The sequence below is a fragment of the Streptomyces albipurpureus genome, from assembly GCF_023701525.1.
In the GTDB taxonomy this organism is placed as follows: Bacteria; Actinomycetota; Actinomycetes; order Streptomycetales; family Streptomycetaceae; genus Streptomyces; species Streptomyces albipurpureus.
On sequence record NZ_JAMQAW010000040.1, the window covers coordinates 41,376 to 67,534 of the forward strand.

21 protein-coding genes and 1 pseudogene are annotated in these 26,159 nt (G+C 69.4%); 11 read left to right on the forward strand and 11 right to left on the reverse strand.

Features of this window, described 5'->3' with window-relative positions:
- Nucleotides 1–4: 4 nt before the first annotated feature.
- The 3 genes from NBG84_RS29700 to rsmH form a co-directional block, all read right to left on the reverse strand.
- Nucleotides 5–1,960 carry a peptidoglycan D,D-transpeptidase FtsI family protein gene (locus NBG84_RS29700; RefSeq protein WP_250922735.1) on the reverse strand — a complete coding sequence of 652 codons (1,956 nt, stop codon included), beginning with the start codon at nt 1,958–1,960 and terminating at the stop codon, nt 5–7.
- A gap of 4 nt (nt 1,961–1,964) precedes the next feature.
- Complete coding sequence (gene ftsL, locus NBG84_RS29705; protein WP_425608726.1) at nt 1,965–2,630, reverse strand: cell division protein FtsL; 666 nt, start codon at nt 2,628–2,630, stop codon at nt 1,965–1,967.
- A gap of 100 nt (nt 2,631–2,730) precedes the next feature.
- Nucleotides 2,731–3,735, reverse strand: coding sequence for a 16S rRNA (cytosine(1402)-N(4))-methyltransferase RsmH (rsmH, locus tag NBG84_RS29710; protein ID WP_250922736.1), 1,005 nt, complete (start codon nt 3,733–3,735; stop codon nt 2,731–2,733).
- A gap of 323 nt (nt 3,736–4,058) precedes the next feature.
- On the opposite strand from rsmH, the gene NBG84_RS29715 reads away from it, so the two are divergent.
- The 4 genes from NBG84_RS29715 to NBG84_RS29730 all read left to right on the forward strand — a co-directional run bounded on the left by NBG84_RS29715 (nt 4,059) and on the right by NBG84_RS29730 (nt 9,670).
- Nucleotides 4,059–4,601, forward strand: coding sequence for a beta-class carbonic anhydrase (locus NBG84_RS29715; RefSeq protein WP_250922737.1), 543 nt, complete (start codon nt 4,059–4,061; stop codon nt 4,599–4,601).
- A gap of 194 nt (nt 4,602–4,795) precedes the next feature.
- A complete protein-coding gene (locus NBG84_RS29720; protein ID WP_250922738.1) occupies nt 4,796–5,854 on the forward strand; it encodes an AAA family ATPase in 1,059 nt (352 codons plus the stop codon).
- On the forward strand, nt 5,854–7,227 hold the full coding sequence (locus NBG84_RS29725; protein ID WP_250922739.1) for a DUF58 domain-containing protein: 1,374 nt from the start codon (nt 5,854–5,856) through the stop codon (nt 7,225–7,227). The genes NBG84_RS29720 and NBG84_RS29725 overlap by 1 nt, the downstream gene beginning before the upstream one ends.
- 16 nt (nt 7,228–7,243) lie before the next feature.
- On the forward strand, nt 7,244–9,670 hold the full coding sequence (locus tag NBG84_RS29730; RefSeq protein ID WP_250922740.1) for a transglutaminase TgpA family protein: 2,427 nt from the start codon (nt 7,244–7,246) through the stop codon (nt 9,668–9,670).
- 853 nt (nt 9,671–10,523) lie between these two features.
- On the opposite strand, the gene NBG84_RS29735 is transcribed toward NBG84_RS29730, so the two are convergent.
- The 3 genes and pseudogenes from NBG84_RS29735 to NBG84_RS29745 all read right to left on the reverse strand — a co-directional run.
- Nucleotides 10,524–10,931, reverse strand: a complete 408-nt coding sequence (locus NBG84_RS29735) for a DUF3040 domain-containing protein (RefSeq protein WP_250922741.1) — start codon at nt 10,929–10,931, stop codon at nt 10,524–10,526.
- A gap of 249 nt (nt 10,932–11,180) precedes the next feature.
- Entirely contained in the window at nt 11,181–11,963 is a 783-nt protein-coding gene (locus tag NBG84_RS29740; protein WP_250922742.1) for a methyltransferase, read from the reverse strand.
- 719 nt (nt 11,964–12,682) lie between these two features.
- Nucleotides 12,683–13,258 (reverse strand): annotated as a pseudogene (locus NBG84_RS29745) (SAV_6107 family HEPN domain-containing protein); the annotation flags it as partial.
- A gap of 155 nt (nt 13,259–13,413) precedes the next feature.
- On the opposite strand from NBG84_RS29745, the gene NBG84_RS29750 reads away from it, so the two are divergent.
- The 7 genes from NBG84_RS29750 (at nt 13,414) to NBG84_RS29780 (ending at nt 21,566) form a co-directional block, all read left to right on the forward strand.
- Nucleotides 13,414–14,418: an ATP-binding cassette domain-containing protein gene (locus NBG84_RS29750; RefSeq protein WP_250922744.1), complete on the forward strand. Its 1,005-nt coding sequence runs from the start codon at nt 13,414–13,416 to the stop codon at nt 14,416–14,418.
- Nucleotides 14,390–16,474, forward strand: a complete 2,085-nt coding sequence (locus NBG84_RS29755) for a YhgE/Pip family protein (protein ID WP_250922745.1) — start codon at nt 14,390–14,392, stop codon at nt 16,472–16,474. The genes NBG84_RS29750 and NBG84_RS29755 overlap by 29 nt, the downstream gene beginning before the upstream one ends.
- 60 nt (nt 16,475–16,534) lie before the next feature.
- The gene (locus NBG84_RS29760) at nt 16,535–17,152 is read left to right on the forward strand and encodes a TetR/AcrR family transcriptional regulator (RefSeq protein ID WP_250922746.1); all 618 of its coding nucleotides are present in this window, start codon (nt 16,535–16,537) and stop codon (nt 17,150–17,152) included.
- Between the two features lie 513 nt (nt 17,153–17,665).
- Nucleotides 17,666–18,277 (forward strand): DUF4126 domain-containing protein, encoded by a 612-nt coding sequence (locus NBG84_RS29765; RefSeq protein WP_250922747.1) that lies wholly within the window; start codon nt 17,666–17,668, stop codon nt 18,275–18,277.
- Between the two features lie 96 nt (nt 18,278–18,373).
- Nucleotides 18,374–19,828, forward strand: a complete 1,455-nt coding sequence (locus NBG84_RS29770; protein WP_425608729.1) for a phytoene desaturase family protein — start codon at nt 18,374–18,376, stop codon at nt 19,826–19,828.
- 212 nt (nt 19,829–20,040) lie between these two features.
- Nucleotides 20,041–20,664, forward strand: a complete 624-nt coding sequence (locus NBG84_RS29775) for a TetR/AcrR family transcriptional regulator (protein WP_250922749.1) — start codon at nt 20,041–20,043, stop codon at nt 20,662–20,664.
- Nucleotides 20,661–21,566: an SDR family oxidoreductase gene (locus NBG84_RS29780; RefSeq protein WP_250922750.1), complete on the forward strand. Its 906-nt coding sequence runs from the start codon at nt 20,661–20,663 to the stop codon at nt 21,564–21,566. The genes NBG84_RS29775 and NBG84_RS29780 overlap by 4 nt, the downstream gene beginning before the upstream one ends.
- Nucleotides 21,567–21,620: 54 nt before the next feature.
- Here NBG84_RS29780 and NBG84_RS29785 read toward each other — a convergent pair whose 3' ends face one another.
- The 5 genes from NBG84_RS29785 to NBG84_RS29805 form a co-directional block, all read right to left on the reverse strand.
- Nucleotides 21,621–22,466, reverse strand: a complete 846-nt coding sequence (locus NBG84_RS29785; RefSeq protein ID WP_250922751.1) for a hypothetical protein — start codon at nt 22,464–22,466, stop codon at nt 21,621–21,623.
- A gap of 51 nt (nt 22,467–22,517) precedes the next feature.
- Nucleotides 22,518–23,435, reverse strand: a complete 918-nt coding sequence (gene metF, locus NBG84_RS29790; RefSeq protein ID WP_250922752.1) for a methylenetetrahydrofolate reductase [NAD(P)H] — start codon at nt 23,433–23,435, stop codon at nt 22,518–22,520.
- A 100-nt stretch (nt 23,436–23,535) separates the two neighbouring features.
- Nucleotides 23,536–24,258 carry a thiamine phosphate synthase gene (gene thiE / locus NBG84_RS29795; RefSeq protein WP_250922753.1) on the reverse strand — a complete coding sequence of 241 codons (723 nt, stop codon included), beginning with the start codon at nt 24,256–24,258 and terminating at the stop codon, nt 23,536–23,538.
- A gap of 171 nt (nt 24,259–24,429) precedes the next feature.
- Nucleotides 24,430–24,795, reverse strand: coding sequence for an Rv2175c family DNA-binding protein (locus NBG84_RS29800; RefSeq protein WP_250922754.1), 366 nt, complete (start codon nt 24,793–24,795; stop codon nt 24,430–24,432).
- Nucleotides 24,796–24,916: 121 nt separating this feature from the next.
- Complete coding sequence (locus NBG84_RS29805; RefSeq protein ID WP_250922755.1) at nt 24,917–26,152, reverse strand: NAD(P)/FAD-dependent oxidoreductase; 1,236 nt, start codon at nt 26,150–26,152, stop codon at nt 24,917–24,919.
- Nucleotides 26,153–26,159: the final 7 nt, after the last annotated feature.

A 26,159-nucleotide genomic window follows, 5' to 3' on the forward strand; every position in this document is an offset into this window, starting at 1 on the left:
CGGGTCATTCGCCGGGCTTGAAGGTCACGGGCAGCCGGGTGGGTTCGTTGCCGGTCGGCGGCACCTTGAGGGTCTTCAGCGCGAACTCCATCACCTTCTGGTAGATCGGGCCGCAGATCTGACCGCCGAAGTAGCTGCCCTTGGTGGGGTTCTGGATGGCGCAGTAGACCGTGATCCGGGGTTTGTCGGCGGGTGCGAAACCCGCGAAGGAGGCGGTGTACCCGCGGTAGCGGCCCAGCTCCGGGTCGACTCGGTTGGCGGTGCCGGTCTTGCCGGCGACGCGGTATCCGGGGATGCGGGCCTTGGTGCCGGTGCCCTCCTCGTTGCCGACGACGGACTCCATCATCGTGGCCAGCGTTCGAGCGGTCTGCTCGCTGACGACCCGGGTCTTCTCGGGGGCGGGGGCCGGGGCGAACTGGCCGTCGGGCCCCTTGGTGCCACGGACGAGGGTGGGTTCGATGCGTACCCCGCCGTTGGCGATGGTCGAGTAGACCGATGCCGCCTGCATGGCGTTGATGGAGAAGCCCTGGCCGAACGGGATGGTGAACTGCTGGGAGGTGGACCACTTCGAAGGGGAGGCGAGGATGCCCGCGGTCTCCCCCGGGTAGTCGAGCCCGCTGGGGCTGCCCACGCCGAACTTGCGCAGATAGGAGTGGAGGACCTGATTGGCTTCGGCCTGCGTCTTGCCGAGCTGCCCGGTGGCGAGGATCGTGCCGATGTTGCTGGACTTGGCGAGGACGCCGTTGAGGGTGAGGTACCAGGTGGGATGGTCGATGTCGTCCTTGAACAGCCGGTCGCCGCGGTGCAGCCGGTTGGGGACCACGACATGGGTACCGGGGGTCGCGACCTTCTCCTCCAGCACGGCGGCCATGGACATGACCTTGGCGGTGGAGCCGGGCTCGTAGACGTCCTGGAGCGCGGCGTTGCCCATCGAGGTGGTGTTGGCCTGGGAGAGGTCGTTGGGGTCGAACCCCGGCGCGTTGGCCATGGCGAGGACCTCGCCGGTCTGGGTGTCCTGCACTATCACATAGCCGCGGTCGGCCTTGGACTTGCGGACCTGGTCGCTGATCGCTCGCTGCGCGGCCCACTGGATGTCGCGGTCAATGGTCAGCTCGATGTCGGAACCGGGGACCGCGGGTGTCTCGCGGGTGCCCTCGGCGGTGGGCACCCGGCGGCCGCCGGACTGCGGGTAGGTGAGCTCGCCGTCCTTGCCCGCCAAGGTCTTGTCGAGCATGGACTCGATGCCGCCGCCGCCCCGGCCTTCGCCGTTGACATAACCGAGTATTCCGGCGGCGAGGTCGCCGTTCGGATAGACCCGCCTGCTGCTGGGTTCCTGGAGGACCCCGGCCAGGACGCTGACGCCGGCGCCGCCCTTGGCCTGGTCGTCCCTGGCCTTCTGGGTGTAGACGCTCTTGAGGTCCTTGATCTGGTTCCAGACCTGTGGGGTCTGGCGGCGGGCCAGCACGGTGTAGCGGGACTTGGGGGTCTTGAGTTTGCTGACCAGCTCCGCCGGGGTCTTGCCGAGGATCGGGGCGAGCAGGGCCGCGGCCTGCTCCGGCGCGTTGGGGGACTTGCTCTCCTCGGGCGTGAACAGCTTCGGATCGGCCGTGATGTCGTAGGCATCGACGCTGGCGGCCAAGGCGATGCCGGCCCGATCGGTGATCTCACCGCGCTCCGCGGCCAGTTCAACGCTCATGAAGCGATGCTTCTTGGCCTTGCTGGTGTAGGTGTCGGCGTCCACCGCCTGGACCTGGAGCAGCCGTACGACGAAGGTCAGCATCACCAGGGTGAGACCGAGGCTGACCAGCCGCAGCCGGGGGCGGGGATTGCCGAGCTTGAGCGCCTGGGGCGCGGGGCGCCGGGGCGGCGCTGGCCGGCGGGTGGGCCGGCCAGCAGTGCCCGGGCGGCGCTGGGCCGGCCCCGGCACGCGACGCCTGGGCGGTGAATCCTTGGGGGGCACTGCGTCACCTGCCAGGAGGTGTCGGGGTCGGCTTGGCGAGCTCTGTGATCACCCGTGTGGAGGCCGCGGGGGCTGACATGGCTGCCGGGACGGATTCTCGGTCCGCGCTCTGGGCGGGTTCGGTGTCGGCGGCTGGTCTTGAGGCCTGTCGATCGGCCGGGGGCGCGACCGGCGAGGCTCCCGTTGGACTACCGGGGGCGCCGGGCGCCGCGGACCGGGCCGGCTGGGAGGAGGAGGCCGTGGTGGAGGCGGAGGGGCTCGCCGTGGTGTCCGGGTCGGCCGAGGCGCTGGACGACGGCTCCGCGCTGGCCCGGCCGGGATCACCGCGTACGGTGCCGTCGGGGTTGATGAAGGCGGGGGCGCCCCCGGGGACCATGCCCAACTCGCGTGCTTGGCGCTCCAGTGCGTCGGGGGCAGAGAAGTCGTCCACGTCCCGCTGGAGCGCCTGTTGTTCATCGGTCAGCTCGGTGGTCTTGCGCTTGAGTTCGCTCAGCTCGAACGAGCCCTCGTTGAGGGCCGAGTTCAGCAGGAGCAGGGCGATCAGACCGCCCCCGAGCAGCACCACGACCAGCAGGACGAAGGGGGTCCGGGCGGCGGAGCTCGGGCCGGCTGGCATCAGCCGGGCGAGTCTGGCCGCGCGCCCCTTGAGCTGCTTGGCCGTTGCGCTCACCGCGTCCTCCCGTTCCTTCCGCTCGTACCCCCGACGGCAGGTGCGCCAGCCGGGGGCGTCGCGTCCGTGTGCTGCGGCCGGCGGGCCGTCTGCACGTCGCTCACGACGCGTCCTCACGGATGCGCTGTGCTCCCCTCAGACGCGCGGGGGCCGCACGGCGGTTCTCGGCGACCTCTTCTTCGGTGGGAAGTTCGGCGCCGCGGGTGAGCAGCTTCAACCGTGGCTGGTACTTCTCGGGCACCACGGGCAGGCCGGCGGGTGCGGTGGTCGCCGCGCCCGCGGCGAGGACCTGCTTGACCAGGCGGTCCTCCAGCGACTGGTAGGAGAGCACCGCGATCCGACCGCCGACCGCGAGTGCGCCCACCGCGGCCGGAACAGCCCGCTCCAACACGCTGAGCTCGCCGTTCACCTCGATGCGCAGGGCCTGGAAGGTGCGCTTGGCCGGGTTGCCGCCGGTGCGCTTGGCGGCCTGCGGCAGTGCGTCACGGATCAGTTCGACCAGGCGGGCGCTATGGGTGAAGGGCTCCTTGTCCCGCTCGCGTACCACCGCGGAGACGATTCGGCGGGCCTGCTTCTCCTCGCCGTACATCCGCAGGATGCGCACCAGTTCACCCGGCGGATAGGTGTTGAGGACCTCGGCGGCGCTGATGCCGGTCGTCTGGTCCATGCGCATGTCGAGGGGGGCGTCCTGAGCGTAGGCGAACCCGCGCCCGGCCTCGTCGAGCTGCATGGAGGACACGCCGAGGTCGAACAGGATTCCCTGGACCCGGGGGATGCCGAGGCGGTCGAGTACCTCGGGCAGCTCGTCGTAGACGGCATGGACGAGCGTCGCACGGTCCCCGAAGGGCGCCAGACGCTCACCGGAGAGTCGCAGCGCCTCCTTGTCACGGTCGAGCGCGATCAGTCGGGCGGCGGGAAAGCGGGTGAGGAGGGCTTCGCTGTGCCCACCGAGACCGAGGGTGCAGTCCACCACGACCGGCCCACCGGCCCCCTCGCCTGGCGCGGCGTCCGAGGTGGTGGGGGACTCCCCTGATCGCTCCAGGGCCGGGGCCAACAGGTCCAGGCACCGCTGGAGCATCACCGGGACATGGCGGGTATTGCTCAAGGCGCCCTCTCAGGTCCGGCGCGGGGCTCAATCGACCGGCGAGCGGGGGCCGAGCCGTGCGTACGCCGCACGCAGGGAATTCATGGGAAAAGTGCAGGATGTGTCCGTTGAACTCCGCGTCACTTTAGTGCACCGTACTGCGCGGTCAATCAACTGCCCGGCGGCGTGGCGGATGGGTTGGGGAGGCGCGGCGGAGCGGAACAGTTCACTCGAACGGGCGTGTCGGTCTCATCCCTGTGGGTTACCTCACAACAAGCGATCTTGATGTTCTTTGTCGACTCTCCTCACAGTCTGCGGGGCATCCGGCGATTAACGTCGTCACCATGACGACTTCCGCGCCCCGTCCAGCCGACTCCCTGCGTGCGGCCGGCTCGGTCACCAACCGCCTCGTCGAGGCGAACCAGCGTTACGCGGCCGGGTTCGAAGACCCCGGGATGGACGCCCGCCCCGTGCTGAAGGTGGCCGTGGTCGCCTGCATGGACGCCCGGCTCGACCTCCACTCCGCGCTCGGCCTCGAACTGGGCGACTGCCACACCATCCGCAACGCCGGAGGCGTGGTCACCGACGATGTGATCCGATCACTCACCATCAGCCAGCGAGCGCTCGGCACGGAGTCCGTCATCCTCATCCACCACACCGGTTGCGGCCTTGAGTCCTTGACCGAGGAGTTCCGGATCGAGCTGGAGAACGAGGTGGGGCAGCGCCCGCAGTGGGCGGTCGAGGCGTTCCGGGATGTCGAGCAGGATGTCAGGCAGTCGATGCAGCGCGTGCGGACCTCACCCTTCCTGCTCCACACCAATGATGTGCGCGGATTTGTGTTCGATGTCCACGACGGGCTCCTGCGGGAGATCGACCCGGCCCTGTGACCGTACGAGCACCTAGCGAAACCTCCCTAACCCGGCAAATCCCATCCAGTTATCCACAGGCGAGTGACACGACCCGGTAACGGCAACAAGAATGCGGGGGAAGCACCCCTCCGGAACTTCCGGGGACCGGTGTTCGTGTTTGGGGGGTCGGGTCGTGTGTGGACCCGACCGGAGAACGTGCCGAGGAGGGCCGGGTGACGACCTATGACGATCGAGCGAGCCTCACAGACCTAACCACCACAGCGGATCGAATCCGCAGATCGGTGGAGGGTGTGATCGAGGGCAAGCCAGAGGTCGTACGGCTTTCGCTGACCGTGCTGCTCGCCGAGGGCCATCTTCTGATCGAGGATGTGCCAGGCGTGGGCAAGACCATGCTGGCCAAGGCGCTGGCGAGATCCATCGACTGTTCGGTACGACGGATCCAGTTCACACCGGACCTGCTGCCGTCCGACATCACCGGGGTGTCGATCTTCGACCAGCAGCAGCGCGACTTCGAGTTCAAACCGGGTGCGATCTTCGCCCAGATCGTGATCGGCGACGAGATCAACCGCGCCTCGCCCAAAACGCAGTCAGCGCTGCTGGAGTCCATGGAGGAGCGCCAGGTCACCATCGACGGCAACAGCTATGAACTGCCGAGCCCCTTCATGGTGGTGGCCACCCAGAACCCGGTGGAGATGGAGGGGACCTATCCCCTGCCGGAAGCCCAGCGGGACCGCTTCATGGCCCGGGTCTCCATCGGCTATCCCAGCGCCGAAGCCGAGCTCCAGATGCTCAGTGTGCACGGTGGCGCCTCTCCGCTCGATGACCTGCAACCGGTGGCCCACGCCCACGACATCGTCAAACTGATCGACGCCGTGCGCAGTGTCCATGTCGCCGAGCCCGTGCGCCGCTACGCGGTGGAGCTGGTCTCAGCCACGCGCAACCATCCGGATCTCAGGCTCGGAGCCTCGCCCCGGGCCACCCTCCATCTGCTGCGTGCCGCCAAGGCCACCGCCGCGTTGGCCAGGCGGGAGTACGCGCTGCCGGACGATGTCCAATCGCTGGTGGTTCAGGTGCTGGCGCACCGGTTGCTGCCGACGGCACAGGCGCAGTTGAACCGGCGGACCGCTGAGCAGGTGGTGCTGGAGATCCTGCAGCGCACCCCCGTGCCCACCGCGGAAGGCGCGGAGAGCGCCTACCTCACCGGCCGCCCGCCCGTCGGCCGCCCGCCCCAGCCGCTGTACGGTCAGCAGCCCGGCGCCCGGCGGTTGTGATGTCCGCAGGGGGGCCCGCCCCAGTGGTGGACGCTGAAGGCGGTGCGAGCACGGACGCCACCGGGGTGTGGGCTGCCCTGGGCGGGCTGACCACACGGGGCCGATCGTTTCTCGCGGCCGGTGTGGCGGCGGCGATCTGCGCCTATGTCCTGGGGCAGAGCGATCTGCTGCGAGTGGGACTGTTGCTCACCGTGCTCCCGCTGGTCTGTGTGATCGTGCTCTACCGCACCCGCTACCGGGTGGCGGGCAGCCGACGGCTCGCGCCATCGCGGGTGCCCGCGGGGGAGGAAGCACGGGTGCATCTGCGGATGGACAACATCTCGCGGCTGCCCACCGGTCTGCTGATGCTCCAGGACCATGTGCCCTATGTGTTGGGGCCCCGGCCGCGGTTCGTTCTGGACCGGGTGGAGGCGGGTGGCAGGCGCGAGGTGTCCTACCGGGTGCGCTCGGACCTTCGGGGCCGCTACCCGCTGGGCCCCCTCCAACTGCGGCTGAACGACCCCTTCGGCATGTGCGAACTCACGCGCTCCTTCAGCGCCTTCGACACCCTCACCGTGATACCCCGGACCGAACCACTGCCACCGGTACGGCTGATGGGCGACGCCTCGGGCTATGGCGACGGGCGACTGCGCTCACTCGCGCTCGCCGGTGACGACGATGTGATCCCCCGCAACTACCGCTACGGCGACGATCTACGTCGAGTGCACTGGCGCTCCACCGCGCGTTTCGGCGAGTTGATGGTGCGCCGTGAGGAGCAGCCGCAGCGGGCGCGGTGCACCGTGCTCCTCGACACCCGATACACCGCCTATGAGGGCTCGGGGCCCGATTCGGCCTTCGAGTGGGCCGTCTCGGGAGCCGCGTCCACCCTGGTGCACATCCTGGAGCGAGGCTTCGCGGTGCGACTCCTCACCGACACCGGGAGCTCAGTGCCCGGTGAGGGCACCGATGGCTTCACGACCTCGGCCCAGGAGTCGGCGGAGTCGGCGGGGCTGATGATGGACATGCTCGCGGTCGTCGACCACTCGGACGGCGACGGTCTGACGGCTGCCCACGAAGTGCTCCGCGGAGGGAGCGAGGGGCTGCTGATCGCCTTCTTCGGCGACCTCGACGACGAGCAGGCGGCGCTCGCGGGACGAATGCGCCAGCGCAGCAAAGCAGCTGTCGCCTTCGTCCTGGACAGCGAGAGCTGGATGTCCGGTGGGGCGCCGAGCCAAGCGGTGGTGGAGCGCGTCAGAGTGCTGCGCGAGACGGGTTGGACCGCGCTCGCGGTGGGTCCGGGGGCCTCGCTGCCCGCGCTGTGGCAGCAGGCGGGCCAACAGCGCCTCGACACCTCCAGCAGTGGTGTGCCCGGGACTCCGGGAGGCTGGTCATGAACGGTGGGGGTAGGACATGAGCGGTCGCGGAAGGCTGGCACTGTGCGCCTACGCCGCCACCCTGATGACGGCGGCCGCGCTACTGCCGCTGCTGGACTCGCCCGGGTGGCTGGTGCAGGCGGCCGTGCTGCTGGCGATCCAGAGCGGAGTGGGCGCGGCGGCGCGGCGAGTACCGCTGGCCCGACCACTGACGGTGGTCCTGCAACTGCTCGTGGCGCTGGTCCTGCTGACGCTGGCCTTCGCCAGGGAGCAAGCGGTACTGGGGGTGATTCCGGGTCCCACGACGTTCACCTGGCTCGGTGACCTCTTGGCAGCGGGCGGCCAGGACATCGGACAGTTCGCCACCCCGGCTCCGGCCACCGACGGCATCCGGCTGATGGTGATCGGCGGAGTGCTGCTGATCGGCCTGCTGGTGGATGTGGTCGCGGTGACCTTCCGCAGCGCCGCTCCGGCGGGTCTGCCGCTCCTGGCGATGTACTCGGTCGCCGCGGGCCTCTCCGGCGGCGGAGCCAACTGGCTCTGGTTCCTCCTCGCCGCCTCCGGCTATCTGCTGCTCCTCCTGACGGAGGGCAGGGATCGGCTGTCGCAGTGGGGTCGGGTCTTCCGCGGCGCGCCTGCCAAACCGCCGCGCGGTGCGCGGGCCTTTGAACCAGACGACGGCGCTCCACAGGCACCGGTGCGCACGGGACGGCGCATCGGCGCCCTCGCCCTGGGTGTCGCACTCGTCGTACCAGCGGCGCTGCCGGCGTTGGACGGTGGTCTGCTGGCCGGGGTCGGGGCCACCGACGGTTCAGGGTCCGAAGGTGGTGGCACCATCACCGCCGTCAACCCCCTGGTGTCGCTCCAGGACAATCTCAATCAGTCCGACAACCGCGAGGTCATGCGTTACCGCACCAGTGCGCAGTCCACCGACGACCTCTATCTGCGGTTCGTGGCCCTCGACCGGTTCGACGGGACGACCTGGAAGTCTTCGGAACGCAAGGTCAAGGACGTGCCGGATCGGCTGCCCCAGCCCCCCGGGCTGAGCGCAGCGGTGAAGACCACCGAGGTCAGGACCAACATCTCGGCCGCCGGCTACTACGAACAGAACTGGCTGCCGCTCCCCTACCCCGCGACAGAGGTGTCGATCGACGGCCGCTGGCGGTTCGAGCCCGAGGGCCGGACCGTGGTGGGCGACAGGGGCGAGGACACCCGGGACGCCCGGTACTCCGTCAGCAGTCTGCTGGTGGAGCCGACAGCGGCACAGTTGGCGGACGCCCCACCCGCTCCGCCCAAGCTGCGGCGCGAGTACACCAAGGTGCCGGACACCCTTCCCGCTGTGGTGAAGGAGACCGCGGAGCGGGTGACCAAGAACGCGGCGAACGACCACGAGCGGGCGGTGATGCTCCAGGACTGGTTCGCCACGAGCGGTGGCTTCACCTATGACACCCAGGTGCAGTCCGGTACGGGGGTGAACGCGATCACGCGTTTCCTCCGGGAGAAGCAGGGCTTCTGCATCCACTTCTCGTTCTCGATGGCCGCGATGGCACGGACGCTGGGGATACCGGCGAGGGTCGCCGTGGGCTTCACCCCCGGCGCGCCCGGCACGGACGGCACCGTCTCGGTCACGGTGAAGGACGCGCACGCCTGGCCCGAGCTGTACTTCGAGGGAGTGGGGTGGACCCGCTTCGAGCCCACCCCCAGCCGGGGGAATGTACCCGGGTACGCACAGCCGGAGGCACCCGCCGGGTCGCCGAGCAGCCCGGCCCAGCCCGAGGCGACAGCATCGGATGAGCCTTCGGTGACCCCGTCGACATCCGACAGCTGTACGACCGAGCTGCGGCGGCTCGGTGAGTGCGGCGCCGGCACCCCGCAGGACCTCGCCACACCGACCGACTCGGGAACTTCGGCGGGAACCGTGGTGCTGACCGGTCTGACCGTACTGGCCGCTGTGGCGGTGCCACTCCTGCCGATGCTCTGGCGCCTGCGAACCCGACTGCGACGACTGGGCTCAGGGGGCCGTACGGAGACCGCTGCCCGGGCCCGGACACTGGGCGCTTGGCTGGAGGTCTCGGACACCGCATGGGACTACGGCATCCCGCCCCAGGAGTCCCAAACCCCGCGGAAAGCGGCGGCCAGGATCGTCGAGCTGGGGAAGCTGGAGGGCGACGCGGCGAGCGCCGTGCAGCGGATCGCGAGTGCGGTCGAGCAGGTGCTGTACGCCCCCCGGCCCTACCCGGTCGCAGGACTGGCTGAGGACGCCGAACGCGTCCGGGCCGGTCTACGGGCAGGGGTGGGCCGAGCGACCCGGCTCAGGGCATTGCTCCTGCCCCGATCGACCGTCCGGGTGATGTGGGCGGCTTCAGCGCGCTGGCTGGACTTGACCGATCGATGGCGAGCCAGTCGATGGTCTCCAGCAGGTTGGCCGACCCTACTGCGCCGCCCATCCCGAGAACGGGGCTGAGCGGGCGCGAGAGGACAGCGGGCGAGGGCCGACGCGGTAGGGAAGAGCGTCGGCCCGGTCCCCTGGGCCCAGGCCCCGGGGACCGGGGACAAGCCGGGGCAGGGTGGCTGCGGCTGGGCCGGGCAGGGACGGTCGCGAAGGGGGAGCCACCGCGGTGGATGAGGCGGGTTGAGCCGTCGGGAGCCCAGGAGGCGCTGGTGGCTTCACCGAGGCGGCTGGAGGGCTGGGGCAGGGGCCGGACGGCACCAGGCACAGGGACATACGGGGCACGGGGAGTGCACTTCTGTGGGAACGGTCCCAACGGCTGGAGCACCCCTGTTCGACCTGCGCGATCGCAGCCGGATGTCTCTCTGCCGGCCGGAGGCAACGCAATGAGTCGGCCAGAGCCATCAAATCCGGCGGATGCTCCCACCAGCAGGGTGTCCGCGGTGGGAGGTCGACCCTGTGCACCGGGCAGGGATGCCGGTCGTGTCGATGTGTCGGTCGGCCGAAAGAGCTACCGATGGCCAGCGGCAGCCTTGGGGCACCAGCGCCAGAAGGCCCCATTCCACACGAGATGACGGCACAGCGCGTGCATGCCGAGGAGTCAGAGGCGCACCCTGAGCAGCACCGATGGCGGGCGTCGGCGATGGGGAAAACCGATCGGATCAGGGCGCCCATTCAGGCAGGTCCGGTCAGCTCCAGCCGGCGTTCTGTCCGACAGAACCTGCGCAAAGCCGAGATCGATAGACCCCGGCCAAGCGTCGCAGGGCGGATCGATGGCGCCTTACCGTACTCATCCGAGCCAGGAGCTGAGCGCGGGCACCGACGGCCAACAAAGCCGGCCCGGTCTCGGGCCGGCAGGATCAGCTACTCAGTGGCCTTGCTCATCGCGGCGGCGCTGCCACCGCTCCTCGATCCGGTTCATCATCGACTTACGCTGACGAGACTGACGGGGCTGGCTGCGGGCACCCGCTGCCGCATCCCCCAGGGTCTGTTGCTCACCCGGCTTGGGCGCCTTGCGCCATCCGGTGACCGCCAGGACCGCACAGCCCAGCATGACGAGGAACCCCACCACGCTGATCCAGATCTCCTGTGCGACCATTCCGGCCATGAGGAGCGCGATACCCACCAGGAAGCCCGCGACCGCTTGGTAGACCCGTCGCCGGGTGTACGTACGCAGCCCGCTTCCCTCAAGCGCTGTAGCGAACTTGGGATCTTCGGCGTACAGCGCTCGCTCCATCTGCTCGAGCATTCGCTGCTCGTGCTCCGAGAGCGGCACGGAGTCCTCCTAGTCGTCGGCCGCGGGGGCGACCGTTTGCGGCCCTTTCAGGATAGGCAGGGAATCGCCCCCGTGAAACCCGCCCACTACGCCAATTCGCCAGCTTGGGCCGCCACGGCGGCTTTGGCTGTTGAGGCGTAGATTCCCCAACCTCCGATCCGTCATGCCGGATGGTGTCCTTCGATCATACGGGGCGATCGACACGATCGGGGGGTCTGTGGCGTACTCCATCTGCTGCTACGCCCCTGATCAGGCGCGCTTCTCACCCAGGACATGCAGCTGAGAGGCGACGGAGTGGAAAGCGGATAGCTCAGCCGCGGCCGCCTCAAGCTTGAGGAGCGCGTCAAGAGCGCCGGGTTCGGTGTCCACCAGCACCCCGGGAACCAGATCGGCGAAGACTCGAACGCCGTGCACCGCCCCGACCTCCACACCCGCCTCCCCACACAGCTCCGTGAGCTGCTCGGCGGTGAAACGTCGGGGTACCGGGTCACCGTCGCCCCAGCGGCCTGCGGGGTCCGTCAGGGCCCGACGGGCCTCCGCGAAGTGGCCGGCGATGGCCCGGGCGATGACGGCGCCACCGAGCCCGGCCGCCAGCAGGCTGATCGCGCCCGCCGGACGCAGCGCGTCCACCGCGTTGCGCACGCCCTCGCCGGGATCGTCCACGTACTCCAGCACCCCATGGCAGAGGACCACGTCAAAGGCTTCGCGCTCGACCACGTCGAAGAGGCCGTGGACATCGCCCTGCACACCCTGGACGCGGTCGGCGACCCCCGCCTCGGCGGCGCGCCGCTCCAGCGCGAAGAGCGCGTTCGGACTGGGGTCGACCACGGTGACACGGTGACCGAGCTGGGCGACGGGCACGGCGAAGGACCCGCTGCCACCGCCGGTGTCGAGGACGTCAAGGGTGTCCGTGCCGGTGGCCTTGACCCGGCGATCCAGAGCGTCTTTCACGACCTCCCAGACCACAGAGGTGCGCAGCGAGGCACGGGGAGGGCGCGGTGGGGTCTCCCCACGGGGGGACTGGTCCGGCACGACAGTTGACTCCTCGGACGGTGCCGCCCCGGGCCTGTGCGGCGCGATCGGGACGGACGGTGTGCGGTGATCAGGGCCGACGGATGTCGGGTCGGACCGGATCGATGGACGCTCGTTGGGCTGAAGACAACGCCCACCCTATTGCCTCCACCGCACGTCCCAGCGTTCCGTCTCACCTTGCGGCATGCGTCACCTCCTCGGCCCGGGCCTGCCTTGTCGGCCGCGTCTTCCCCGGCTCCCTCTTCGTACGCCGGCCCGTGTCCTCGCGGCGCACCTCGGGCAGACGAATCCCGACTTCTCCGATCAAGTCAACCGGGGGCGCCCGCCCCGGGATGGCGAGCCAGCACCGGATCGCCGCACCAGGCCCGCGCGCCCCGGCCCGGCGCCCCGCCAAGACCGAGACGCGCCACTTGGGCGCCCACTTGGGCGCCCACTTGGGCGCCCATTCACCCGACCATGGCTGCCGCGCCGCACCCGCGTGCCCGAGCCCCTACCCCGGGGCGGTCATGGCACAGGGCAGTCGCCCCTCCCCCGCGCCACCAGGCCTCAGGGACCGACCCGGCTCCCCGATCCCTGGCCTCTGGCCTCTGGCCTCTGGCCTCTGACCTCTGGCCTCATTGGTTTACCTGGTTTACCTCGGCTGCCAGCGGTTGCGGCACCTCAACCCCTTCCAGGACCTCCTCCAGCACCGCGGGGGCCTCCGGTTCCACCGGCCCAGCCTCCAACGGGTCGCCGGGACGGCTCTCCCTCGGCTTGGGGAGGACCGGTTGGGCCAGCAGCATCCGCTCGACGAGCCGCAGGAACATGGCCGCGTCGCGCAGTAGTTCATCGGCATCGCGGACGCTTGCCGCGTCGCGTATACCGGCCTCGGCGCGCGCTCGACGGCCGGCGCCCGAAGCGAACAGGGCACTCCACTCGGAGAGTTCCGGCGCGGCCTCGGGAAGGAGCTCCCAAGCGCTGCGGATGCCCGCCCTGCGACTACCGCGACCACCGCGGGCGACGGTTCCCCGAGTGCGGGAAGCGGCAGGCGGGTTGTCGGGGTAGCCGCGCACGGCAAGCACCGCGGCGGCCGTGCGCAGGGCGGCCAGATGCGCCGTGGCGTACCGCTCGTTGGGCACATCCAGGGTGGCCGCCTCATCCAAGCCGTTTCGGGCCTGGCTGAGCAGATCGAGGGCTGCGGGCGGTGCCGAAGCACGCCGCAGGACGGGGTGCACATCGCTCGCGGGCCCGGTCAGTGAGGGGACAGGGCCGGTGGCACGACGCCGGTGTGCGGCTGCCGCGTGGTTGTTGGCCATGACGAACCTCCTGTCGTCGTGTGACGGCACTGTGGCCGTATGCATCCATCGTGAGGGGCCCCACTGACAATCGGCCCTGACCTGGACTTTTGCCGCAATCCTGGGTTCGCTATAGTTTTTGAACTGACTGGTCAGTTCAAAAACTGGGAGGGTGCGTGGACAGGCCGCGCGGGGCAGCCGTCATCGCCGGAGGACTTGGGCTCAAGGGACCCCGAGGCTGGGCGTTTCGTTCGGTGGACATCGACGTCGAGCCCGGGTCGCTCCTGGCGATCGAGGGCCCGTCAGGCTCAGGACGCACCTGCCTCCTGCTCGCGCTCACCGGCCGCATGCGGCTCACCGAGGGCCATGCCGAGGTCGGCGGATTGCCGATGCCGCGCCGGATGGCAGCCGTACGGAGGATCAGCGCCCTCGGCCATGTACCGGGGGTGAGTGAGCTCGATCCGGCACTGACCGTCGCTGAGCATCTGCGCGAACGTGCCCTCCTTCGGCGCCGCTTCGATGGCTCGCTACCCGAGTTGTTCCGCGGCCTTCTGCGCCCCCGTGCCGAACGAGCAGCCGATGCCCAGCGGCAGATCGACGAGGCCTTGGACGCATCCGGCCTGGCCCTGGGTGAGTTGCCGGCTCAGGGGCGCACTCCGGTGCGTGACCTGGAACGGCTGGAGGCCCTACGGCTCTCCGTTGCGCTCGCGCTGATCGGCCGACCCCGGCTTCTCGCCGTCGATGACACCGATCTCAAGCTCTCCGGCAGCGAACGGCTCGCCGTCTGGCAACTGCTGCGGTCGGTCGCGGATTCGGGCACCACCGTGGTCGCGGTCTCCAGCGAAGCCCCGGCGGACGCAATCGTGGTCAACACCGCGACAACCACGGCCACCACCTCGCCGAGCGCGCCCACAGCGATCGCTTCAACGGGACCCGGAAGGGGTCCGTCCAACGACGCCCGCGCCACCGCCCCCCGCACTCTCCAGCCCTGCGCCGCGGACAAGAGCGCTGCAGCCAAGAGCGGCGAGAGCGGCGAGAGCGGCGAGAGCGGCGAGAGCGGCGAGAGCGGCGAGAGCGGCGAGAGCGGCGAGACGAACGTACAGAACACGGGGACCGGACAGAACCCGCAGACCGGGCAGGGGGTGACGGCAGATGCGTTCGCCGAGGCTGGCCGCGCTTGAGCTGAAGCGATTCGGTAGGGGCAGGCTGCCACGCGCGGCCATCGTCGCCGTCGTGCTGCTGCCGCTGCTGTACGGCGCGCTCTACCTGTGGTCCTTCTGGGACCCCTATGCCCAACTCGACCGGGTCCCCGTGGCGCTCGTCAACGAAGACACGGGAGCGACCGCGGATGGTGAGCGCGTCGCAGCCGGCGATGAGATAGCCAAGGGTCTGCACGACAGCGAGGTGTTCGCCTGGCAGGAGGTAAGCGCCGCACAGGCCCGGGAAGGCGTGGAGAGCGGTGCGTACTACCTCTCGCTGACCATGCCGAAGGACCTCAGTACCCGTATCGCGTCGAGCTCGGGCGGATCTCCCGAGACCGGTGCTCTCCAGGTCCGTACGAACGACGCCAACAACTACATCGTGGGGCAGATTTCTCGTACGGTCTTCGCCGAGGTTCGCGCGGCCGCGTCCGCCAAGGCCTCCCGTTCGTTCTTGGACCGGATCTTCATCTCTTTCTCGGACATCCACGACGCCACACAAGAGGCGGCGAAGGGCGCCGACGAACTCAAGGGAGGTATCGGTGAGGCGAAGAAGGGGTCACGGGACCTCGCCGACGGCCTGAAGGAGGCCAAGGCCAGTAGCGGTGGGTTGGCCGGCGGTCTGACCCGGCTGAGCAAGGGCGCCGCTGAACTGGAAACGGGCTCACGGCGGATCACCAGCGGCACCCAGGCGCTTGCCGACAAGGTCAATGCCGTCGCGGGTGGTATCCGCCCCTACCTCAAGGACGACGGCAAGTCGATCGGTAAGGCCGCCCGGCTGGTCGCTGACTCCTCTCAGGGATTGCGCAACAGCCTCAACACCTTGGTGGCCTCGGTACCGACCGCCGCGTCCAAGGCCCAGAAGTCGGCCGATGAACTGGCCGTGATCCACCGCGAACGCTGTACGGAAGCGGAGCAGCCCAACGCTGCCTGTCCTTCCTTGCAGCAGGCCAGCGCGGCGGCGGCCACCGCCGCCGGCGCGGCCGTTGACGCCGACGCACTGCTGAAGGGGAACAAGCGCGAGTTGCAGGGGTTCGACGCCGAACTCGCCGACCTCCAGGACAGGGCGACCGACCTCGCCAAGCGCTCCCCGCGGCTGGACAGCGACCTCAAGATGGCCGTGGACCGGGTCAACGCGCTCAACACGGGTGCCAAGAAGGTGTCTCAGGGCGCGCAGAGACTGCGTACCGGACTGGGCAGCGCGCAGTCAGGGTCCACCGAACTTGACGCGGGTGTGGGCAAGCTCATGAAGGGTGCCGGAAATCTGGACGGCGGGCTCTTCAAGCTCGCTGATGGATCCACGACGTTGGCCGTCGGTCTCCAAGACGGCGTGACAAAGATCCCGGACTACGACGAGAAGGATCGGGACCGCCGTACACAGGTGATGGCGGACCCCGTACAGCTCGCCAGTAACTCTCTTCACAAGGCGCCCAACTACGGCACCGGATTCGCCCCGTACTTCATTCCGCTCTCCCTCTGGGTGGGCGCAATGGTGGCGTACATGATCATTCAGCCGCTCAACCGCAGGGCACTGGCCGCCGGGGGTTCGGCCTGGCGGATAGCGCTGGCGGGTTGGCTTCCGGTGGTGGCGATCGGGCTGGTGCAGGTAGGCACCCTGATGGCGGTGCTGCACTGGGCTCTCGGGCTCACCATGGCGCACCCGGCCGGGACGATCGCCTTCCTCGGCCTCACCATCGGTTGCTTCGCCGCGATCATCCAGTGGTTGAACGCCCGCTTCGGTGCCGCGGGACGCATTCTCGTGCTCGCGGTACTGATGCTCCAACTGACCTCGGCGGGCGGAACCTATCCCGTCCAGACCAGCCCGACGTTCTTCAACATCCTCCACCCCTTCCTGCCCATGACCCATGTGGTCGAGGCTCTGCGCCGACTCATCACCGGCGGTGGGCTCGATCCGGTGTGGCAGGCGAGCGCGGTACTGCTCGTGTTCACCCTCGGCGCGCTCGCCCTCACCGCGCTGTCCGCGCGCCGCAGGCAGGTGTGGACACTGGACCGGCTACACCCCGAACTGAGTCTCTGAGGCGCCGCGGAGACATGAGGGCGATCGATGGAGCGGGTCGGACCTGTGAGAATCGGCACCATGGACGCGAGGGACAGCAGCAGCACCAGACGCCGGGCAACGCGGGCGAAACTGTACGAGGCCGCGGTAACGCTCATAGCCGAGCAGGGTTTCTCGGCCACGACGGTGGATGAGATCGCCGAGCGGGCCGGGGTGGCCAAGGGCACGGTCTACTACAACTTCAAGAGCAAGACCGAGCTCTTCGAGGAGCTGCTGCGCTACGGGGTCGGTCTGTTGACCGCCTCGCTCCAGTCGGCCGCCGACGGCACCGCGGAACGCGGCGGCACCAAGGTGGCGGCGCTGGACGCGATGATCAGAGCCGGCCTTGTCTTCATCGAACGCTATCCCGCGTTCACCCAGCTGTACGTCGCGGAGCTGTGGCGTACGAACAGGGCCTGGCAGTCGACGCTCCTGGTGGTGCGGCAGCAGGCGGTGGCGGTGGTGGAAACGGTGCTCCGAGAAGCCGTGGAGAACGGCGAGCTGAGCGCGGAGATCGATGTTCCACTCACCGCCGCCGCCCTGGTGGGCATGGTGTTGGTGGCGGCGCTGGACTGGCAGTCGTTCCAGCGCGAGCGGTCGCTCGACGATGTCCACGCGGCGCTCTCGCTGCTGCTGAACGGGAGGGTGAGCGGTCGCTGAACGGGCTGCGCGCCTTGAGATCCGAGGAGTGGGTCCCGGAAACAGATCTACAGGAGTGGGTGTCAGGGGTTCGCGAGGAGAGCGGCCGAAAAGGGAGCCGGCCCGTCGAGCACCCGGATTTCCGAGTGTCCGCCGGACCGGCGTCCCTACCGCAGTCCCCGGGAGCTTCCCCCGTCCCCTGGGACGCTCACCCCCGTGTCCCCCGTATCCCCCGTTCTTCTCCCCCGTGTGCCCTCGGGCTCTCCGCTCCCCCGAGGGCGGAGGGCCCGAAGCCATCTACTTGCCGAACGGCCCTGGAGCCGTACGACCCCCGATGTGTCGAGGAGCCGCGCCGTTCCGCCACCCCGTGTCGGCGGTACCGGCGCTGTGCCCCTCTCCGTGATCTCCACTCTTCCGTCAGTGCAGGTGACGGCCCATCCGTGCGGATACTCAAGTCGGCGACTAGGTATGTGTACTCATCGCTTCGCGCTCACCCCCACCGGTGGCGGGCCGTCCCTGGTTACGATCGCCCCCGTGTCCGTACTCCCCCTCGTCTTCACCAGCGGCTGGGCCAGCGGGATCAACGCCTACGCGGTGGTCCTGCTCCTTGGCGTCTTCGGTGCCACCGGGCTCACCGATGAGGTGCCCGAGTCGCTCCAGCGCACCGATGTGTTGATCGCGGCGGCGGTGCTCTTCCTCTGCGAAGCCGTCGCGGACAAGATCCCCTACGTCGACTCGGCCTGGGATTCGGTGCACACCGTGATCCGCCCCGTGGCAGGGGCCGTGGTGGCCGCGCTGCTCGCCGGTGAGAGCGGCTCGCTGCCAGAACTCACAGCCGGTGCGGTCGGTGGCTCGACCGCGTTGGTGAGCCACCTGGTCAAGGCCGGGACGCGGATAGCGGTCAACACCTCACCGGAGCCGTTCAGCAATATCGCGGTCAGCGTGGCGGAGGATCTCGGGGTCGCCGGGATCATCACCTTCGCCATCTACAACCCCGTGGCCGCGGCCATCATCGCCGGGACGCTGCTGGTGCTGGGCATCATCACCGTCGTCCTGCTCGCCGCGAGGATTCGCCGCTTCTGGCGGCGCAGGGCACAGCGCCGGGAGGAGAAACGGCTCGCTGCGGGTCGGAGGCCTTTCGACTGAGCCCCAGGTCAGCAGCGGGTCAAGGCGTTGTCAGTCGGGGTCGGTAGAGTCCCTGGCATGGCACGGATTGCGGTGATCGGCGCTGGGATGGGCGCCATGGCGGCGGCTGCCCGGCTGGCCGTGGCAGGCCATCGGGTGACGGTGTACGAGCGTTCGGAGACCTACGGCGGGGCCGTGGGCTCGTTCGAGCGCGATGGGTTCGTCTTTGACACCGGGCCGGGGCTGCTGCATCTGCCCGCCGTCTGGCGGGACCTGTTTGTGAAGACGGGCAAAGAACCTCTGGAGAGTTGTGTCCGCCTGGTCCAGACGGACCCCGCGAGCAGGCATCTCTTCTCGGACGGCACCGACGCGTCACTGCCGAACGCCTCTCGGGCGGGGATCGTCGCCGCGCTGGAGAGCGCTGTGGGCGCGGGCGCGGGCGAGCGGTGGGGAGAGTTCCTGGGCCGGGCCCGCGATGCCTGGGACCGCTCGCGCAGACCACTGCTCGAAGAGCCGCTGCGGTCCGAGTGGCGCCTGCTGGAACGCGACCCCTACCCGGCGCAGCGGCAGCGCAGGGTTCTGCGCACCCGACAGGCCGCCACGGTCGCCGAGGTGGGCGCCTGGGAGCTCAGGGACCCGCGCCTGGCCGCACTCTTCGAGGGATACGCCCTCTCCTACGGACTCGACCCCCGGTACGCGCCGGCGGGCACCGCCCTACTGCCCTACATGGAGCAGACCTTCGGCAGCTGGTACATCGAGGGTGGGCTAAGGGAGTTGGCCCGTGCGGTTTACGAGCGGTGCCTCGCGCGGAGGGTGGGTTTCGTCTTCGGGGCGGAGGTCACCTCGGTCGTGGAGAAGGACGGCCGTGCGGCTGGGGTCGTCCTGTCGGACGGCGTCGTCCAGGAAGCGGACCATGTGGTGGCAGGCGTGGCGGACCCGGCAGCACTGACCGAGCGGTCGCTCTGGCTGGATCAGGACCTGTCCCCCCGGGCGAGGGACGGCGCCGTGCAACCGGGCCGGTTCACGGTGCTGCTGGCGCTGCGTGGTGCTCGGTCATCGGGCGCACACCGCACCGTGGTGCATTCTCCCGACGCGGCGGCGGAAGCGGAGGCAGTCTTCAGCGGTCGGGCCGCGGAGCACCCCACGGTCACCGTGTTGCGCCCCGATGATCCGCGTACCCGCCCTGATGACGGCCATGAGGCGATCACGGCGTTCGCGACCGTCGCCGGACAGGGCGGGCGGCTCGACTGGACGGACAAGGCAGTGCGTGAGGGCCATGCGGAGATGCTCATCGATGCTGTGGGCAGAGCGATCGGCGGCCAGGAGGGGATACGGCAGCGGCTGCTCTGGCACGAGGTCCTGACACCGGCCGAGACCGGGTCCCTGACCGCGCCCGCACTCGCCGGGGCGCAGGGGCGCTGGCTGCACCCGGGGAACACCACCCGGCTGCCTGGCCTCTATCTGGTGGGCGGGCACTGTCACCCCGGCGGCGGGCTGGCTCATGCGGGGATGTCGGGGGCGCTGGTGGCGGGGCTGATCGTCGAAGGGGCGGGCTTCCGCGGGTCGCAGTGATCGCGCTGAGAGACGACGTCTGGGAGATGACGGGCAGGGAGACGACAGGCAGGGCGGAGCCGGCTGAGGTGGTTTGATCACCAGCCGCGCCTCCGTCATCTCACCGCAAGGGTCCCCAACTGCGGGCGGGGCATGGTGATTTTTGGGCTACACATGACCCAGAATCGATTTCATGTGCCTCATTAGGGGTGAGTCATTGCTACCTTATGGTTATGGCCAACCCATATCCAGAGACCGGGACTCGCAGCCGTACCCGTCGAGCCATCCTCAGCGCCGCCGCGGCGACGCTCTCTCGACGCCGAGACGCCACCCTCGCCGAGATCTCCACCGCGGCGGAGGTCGGGCGCAGCACCCTCCAGCGGTACTACTCGGAGCGTGACGAACTCATGGCTGCGGTCATCGAGGACTCGCTGCGGCTGCTCAACGAGGCCTTGAAGGACGCCAGGATCGAGGCCGGCGCACCGCTGGAGGCCCTGCGTCGGCTGGTGAGCGCCATGCTCGACGTGAGCGACCAGGTGCTCTTCCTCTACGGCGACCCGCGGATCTCCGAATCCATCGCGTCCGCTGACGAGCCGGACACCGCGGGCGAGGACATCCGCCGCCTCATTCGACGCGGCCAGGACGGAGGGGTCCTGGACCCGGAGGTGGGGGCCGACTGGATCGAGCATGTGCTGTGGGCGCATGTGTCCGCGGGGTGTATGGCGATCAGCGGTGGAGACATGCCGCGCCACGGAGCGTCGGACCAGGTCATTCGGACGCTGGAGAACGGTATCGGGGCGGCCAGGCACGAGACCGGCACGGCCGGGACCAGCACGGAGGGGAAGGGGGGTTCATGACGATCCTGGTGACGGGGGCGACCGGCAACGTCGGACGCCATGTGGTGCGACGACTGCTGGCCGATGGCCATGAGGTGCGGGCACTCTCCCGGAATCCGCAGCCCGGGGCGTTTCCGGCGGAGGTGGGGGTGTTTCGGGGAGACCTCGACGAGCCTCGCTCGTTGTCGGCCGCGTTGGAAGGCGTCCAAGCGCTCTTCCTCTTCCCGGTCGCCGAGACCGCCCGCGAGGTGGTGGCTCTGGCGGAGGAGGCGGGGGTGCGTCGGGTGGTGGTGCTCTCGTCCGGAGCGGTCACCGACGGGTCCGATACGGACTTCCACCTTCCGGTGGAGCGGGCCGTCGAAGCATCGGGTCTTGAGTGGACCCATGTGCGGCCCGGGGAGTTCGCCAGCAACAGGCTCGCCCTGTGGGGGCCGCCCATCCGGGAGGGCGATGTGGTGAGCGATCCCATGCCCGATGACGCCTGGTTCCCCGTCCATGAGAGGGACATCGCCGATGTGGCCGTCCTCGCCCTCACCGAGGAGGGACACAACGGCCAGGCGTACACCGTGAACGGGCCCGAGTTGCTCTCGCGTCGGGAGCAGGTGGGGCTCATCGCGAAGGCACTCGGCAGGGAGATCCGCTGTGTGGAGGTGAGCCGCGCGCAAGCTCGGGAGATCTACCTCGAACAGGGCGGCTTCGCGGCCGAGAACGCGGACTTCCTGCTCGGTTACGAGGACTACTCGGGGGAGGCGGCCGACGCGGAGTGGGACGCGGAGTTCGACCCCGCGTCGCTCACCGACGTACCCACGGCGCAGGCCGTCACCGGCAGGCCGGCCCGGACCTTCGCGCAGTGGGCAAGGGACCATGTGGAGGATTTCCAACCGCTGCCACGTGCCCGGGAGAGTGGCGGTGGGCATCGCTGAGCGAGCACCGCCAGCAGCCGGCCGCGCCCCAACTCCGCCTGACGGGTGCCGTGTTCAGTAGCGGTACTGCTGCGGCTCGTTGTACCCGGGGTCGTAGCCGTAGGGAGAGGGCTCCTCCTGCGGCGGCTGTTCATCGGCGTCCCGCTGCTGCGGGACCCAGACTCCGCCCGGGGGCGTATCCGACGGGGGTTGTTGCGCGTAGTAGGGATCCGCCGGGAACTGCTGCTCATTGCCGAAGCTGTCGTAGTTGCTGTACTGCTGTCCGCCTACATAGGGATCGGAGTACGCGGCGTACTGCTGCTGCCCGCTGCCGTAGTCGTACTGTCCCGCCGGGGTGTCCTGCCCACCGGGTTGCTGGGCGTAGTAAGGGTCAAAGGCCCCGTCGTACTGCCCCTGGGGCTGGTCTTGGCGCTGGTTCTGGTCGTTGCCCTGCTCGGCGTTCAAGGCTTCGTAGGCAGCATCGCTGTAGACGCCGTACTGGCCGGTTTCATCCGGCATGGGGAGCGGCTCGTAGAAGGCCTGCGGCTGCGCGGTGGTGTCCATCGAGGCGAAGGAAAGAGCGGTCTCCTCGACCGCCGATACCTCCAGCGCCGGTTCACGCGGGCCCTCGGAGCTGCCGGCGCGACGGCGTCGACTGGCGCCCGGGCTACCGCCGATGGCCCAACCGGTGGAGAAGCCACGACGGAAGGAGAGGGTCACATAGGTCTGGCCGATCGCAAAGGCGATGGCACCGAGGCCGATGACGACCACGGACGACATCAAGACCCCGATGACCACCCCGAGGAAACCGCCGAAGGCCAACAGCCGCCAGCGCAGCCGTGCCTTGTACTGCAGCAGCACCTCACCGAGCAGCCACAGCGCGACAACGCCGAAAGCGATATAGAGGACCGTCCAGCCCATGCCCGCCCCTCTCCTGCGGCCGCTACCCAGGCTCAGGGCAGATACGGCCGATCACGACTGCACGTGCAGTCCGAGATTCTCGTAGATTTCGAGCGTCGCCGTCGAGTTGTTGAGCGTGATGAAATGCAGTCCGGGGACACCCTCGGAGAGCAGCTCTGCACAGAACTCCGTTGCGAACTCGATACCCATGGAGCGTACAGCCGTGGGATCGTCCTTGACCGAGTGGATGCGATCTTTCAGCTCGGACGGGAACGCGGCATTGCTGAGCTGAGCAAATCGCTCAAGCTGCCTCACGCTGGTAACCGGCATGATCTCGGGGATGATCGGGGTGTCGCAGCCCGCTGCCGCCACCCGGTCACGCAGTCGCAGATAGTCCTGGGGCTGCCAGAACATCTGGGTGATGGCGTAGTCCGCACCGGCGCGGCACTTGTCGATGAAGTGCTGGATGTCGGTATCCCAGTCCTGGGATCGCGGATGCATCTCGGGGAAGGCGGCGACGCCGACGCAGAAGTCTCCCGACTCCTTGATCAGCCGGACCAGTTCCGCCGCGTACTCCACGCCCTCGGGGTGCTTGATCCACTCCGCCGTGGGGTCGCCGGGCGGGTCGCCGCGGACCGCGAGGATATTGCGAATCCCCGCGTCGGCGAACTGGCCGATCATATTGCGCAGCTCGGCGATGGAGTGGTTGACCGCGGTCAGATGGGCCACGGGGGTGAGCGTGGTGTCTGCGGCGATCTGCTGCGTCGCTCTGACCGTCCCAGCGCGGGTGGAGCCCCCGGCGCCATAGGTGACGGAGACAAAGTTGGGGGCGACCGCTTCGACCCTGCGCAGGGCGTTCCAGAGGTTGCGCTCGCCCTTCTCGGTCTTGGGCGCCCAGAACTCGAATGAGTAGGAGGTCTTGCCTGTGGCGAGCAACTCACGCACCGTCCGTGCGCGATCCGTCCTGGTCGAAGAGGTTCCGAGGGCCATAGTCGCAGGCTATCCGGGGTCAGGGGGCGGCCCAACCGGAGTCCACCCATCGGACACAGACTGTCCGTAATCAATCGGTCCTGGACGGTGGTCTCAGCCGCTAGCCGTCCTGCCGGGCGTGGGCCTGGATACGGGCCCGCAGCGCCGCGGCCGCGGCTGCGGGATCGGGAGCCTCCGTGATGGCCCGTACCACCACGACCCGGCGTGCTCCTGCGGCCAGCACCTCGTCGAGGTTCCCTGCGTCGATACCGCCGATGGCGAACCAGGGCCGGTCGGTGCCCAGGGCCGCCGTGTGGCGCACCAGGTCCAGACCCGGGGCGTGTCGGCCCGGTTTGGTGGGGGTGGGCCAGCACGGGCCGGTGCAGAAGTAGTCCACGCCCGGTTCGCTGGCTGCGGCGGTGGCCTCCGCCGCACAGTGGGTGGATCGACCGATCAGCGGGTCGGCACCGATGATGGCCCGGGCGGCCGGGACGGGAAGGTCGCCCTGGCCCAGATGGAGCACATCGGCGCCGACGGCATGGGCCACATCCGCGCGATCGTTGACCGCGAGCAGCTTGCCGTGCCGTCGGGTGGCTTCGGCGAAGACCTGGAGGTGGTCGAGCTCCTCCGCCGCCTCCATGCCCTTGTCCCGCAGTTGCACGATGTCCACACCGGCGGCGAGGACCTCGTCGAGGAAGTCCGGAAGGTCGCCCTGGGTCTTCCGGGCGTCGGTGCAGAGGTAGAGCAGTGCGCCCGCAAGCGCGGCCCTCAGAGGTCGGGCCGCGCTTGCGGATAGATCAGAAGGATTGGCTAGATCTGACGACGGCGCATGAGTCGCAGGCATGGCGATCCCCCCAGAGCGGTTCCGTGGTGTGCGGCCGGGCTTGGGCCGGGCCGCACACCCACTGCTGCCGTTGGGCACAACCCCGAGCGGGGGGTGTGCCACGGCGTCTGACGTTGGCGAAGCCCGGTGGGCGTCAGGGGCCCAGAGCTCGGTCGGCTGGGCAGCCGGAGCTCAGACGGCGAGCGCCTGTGCCCTGCGCTTCACTTCCGTACCGCGATTCTCGCCGAGCGCCTGCGCGGGAGTGCCCGGCAGGGTGGCATCGGGGGTGAAGAGCCACTCCAGCATCTCCGCGTCGGAGAAGCCGTCGTCCCGCAGCAGGGTCAGGGTCCCGGCCAGCCCCTTGACGACCTTGTCGTCGCTGATGAAGGCAGCGGGGACCTGGAGCACCCTGTTCTCCCCGCGGCGCACGGCGATCACTTGGCCGTCCCTGACCAACTGCCTCACACGGGTCACCTCGACGCCCAGCTTCTCCGCGATTTCGGGGAGGTTGAGCCAGGCAGGGACGAGAGCATCAATCTTTGCGTCAATCTCGGTCACGGGACAAGCCTGCCATCTGGGACTGACAGTGGGTAGCCGGACCGGGGGCACCGAGTGTGGTTTTCCTCATTCGGTCTGACGAAACCGCAGGTCAGAGAGGTATCAGAACGCCATTTTCGATTCAGAGGGAAGCGGCCTTCAGGGGGATGGCGGGGTCGGCCGCCCGCTGGGGGTCCAGCGGCACCCCCGACTGGATGAGCTTGCGGCCCTGTGCCAGATCCCGAGGCCTTCCCACCGCCAGCAGGGCGACCAAGGCACCGTCGCGCAGCCAGAGCATCGACCAGTCCCGGTCTGCGGGGTCACCGCGCCAGAGGGTGGTGCTCGCGACCGAGTGGTCTCCGGCGTACTGCACAAAGCGCCCGAACTGCTCGGACCAGAAGTACGGCACGGGGTCATAGCCCTGCGGTGGCTCGTCGAGCCGGGAGGCGAGCACATTGGTCGCGACCGTTCGGGGCCCCTGGAGGGCGTTGTCCCAGTGGTGGACGAGCAGTCGCCTGCCGTAGCGGGCCGAGGGGAAGGAGGCGCAGTCCCCGACCGCGTACACATCGGGCAGCGACGTACGCAGGTACGCGTCGGCGGCGATGGCTCCGTCCGGGCCGATGTCGATCGACGAGTCCTTGAGCCAGGCGGTGGCGGGGCGGGCTCCGATGCCGACGACCACCGCCCCGGCGGGAATGCGCCGGCCGTCCGTCAGAAGCACCGAACCGCCCTCGACCCCCGCCACCCGGGCGCCGGTGATCAGCCGCACGCCGCCCTCGGCGTACCAGGCCGCCATCGGGGCGGCGGCCTCGGCGGGCAGCGAGCCCGCCAGCGGTCGGTCCGCGGCTTCGATCACCGTGACCGCACAGCCCGCCGCACGGGCCGCCGTGGCGAACTCCGCGCCGATCCAGCCCGCTCCGACGACCGCGATGTCATGCTGCTCGGCGAGTACGGGGCGCAGCCGCGCCGCGTCATCGAGTGTGCGCAGCAGATGGACGCCGGGAGTCGCTTCGGTCCCGGGCAGCGCGATCGGCTCCGCTCCGGTGGCGATCACCAGCGTGTCGTAGCGGAAGGGCCCGGCTTCGGTGTCCAGCTCATGGGCCTCCGCGCGGACTCCGATGACCTCGCAGCCGAGCCGCAGTTCGATGTCCAAGGCCTCGAAGTCGACGTCAAAGGCCGAGCCCTCGGCGTTGCCGAGCAGGATGGCCTTGGACAGGGGTGGCCGGTCGTAGGGCTGGTGGGGCTCGGCCCCGATCAGGGTGATCCCGCCGGTGAAGCCCTGCTCGCGCAGGGCGACGGCGGTCTGCACCCCGGCCATGCCCGCACCGGCGACCACCACACCCGGCTCCTGCCGTTCTCCCTGCTGCTGCTCGCTCACATCACCC

Coding starts and splice junctions, on each gene's coding strand:
- NBG84_RS29715 (WP_250922737.1), top strand. CDS start 4,059: ATGACGACTTCCGCGCCCCGTCCAGCCGACTCCCTGCGTGCGGCCGGC.
- NBG84_RS29725 (WP_250922739.1), top strand. CDS start 5,854: ATGTCCGCAGGGGGGCCCGCCCCAGTGGTGGACGCTGAAGGCGGTGCG.
- NBG84_RS29730 (WP_250922740.1), top strand. CDS start 7,244: ATGAGCGGTCGCGGAAGGCTGGCACTGTGCGCCTACGCCGCCACCCTG.
- NBG84_RS29755 (WP_250922745.1), top strand. CDS start 14,390: ATGCGTTCGCCGAGGCTGGCCGCGCTTGAGCTGAAGCGATTCGGTAGG.
- NBG84_RS29760 (WP_250922746.1), top strand. CDS start 16,535: ATGGACGCGAGGGACAGCAGCAGCACCAGACGCCGGGCAACGCGGGCG.
- NBG84_RS29770 (WP_425608729.1), top strand. CDS start 18,374: ATGGCGGCGGCTGCCCGGCTGGCCGTGGCAGGCCATCGGGTGACGGTG.
- NBG84_RS29775 (WP_250922749.1), top strand. CDS start 20,041: ATGGCCAACCCATATCCAGAGACCGGGACTCGCAGCCGTACCCGTCGA.
- NBG84_RS29780 (WP_250922750.1), top strand. CDS start 20,661: ATGACGATCCTGGTGACGGGGGCGACCGGCAACGTCGGACGCCATGTG.
- NBG84_RS29785 (WP_250922751.1), bottom strand. CDS start 22,466: ATGGGCTGGACGGTCCTCTATATCGCTTTCGGCGTTGTCGCGCTGTGG.
- metF (WP_250922752.1), bottom strand. CDS start 23,435: ATGGCCCTCGGAACCTCTTCGACCAGGACGGATCGCGCACGGACGGTG.
- thiE (WP_250922753.1), bottom strand. CDS start 24,258: ATGCCTGCGACTCATGCGCCGTCGTCAGATCTAGCCAATCCTTCTGAT.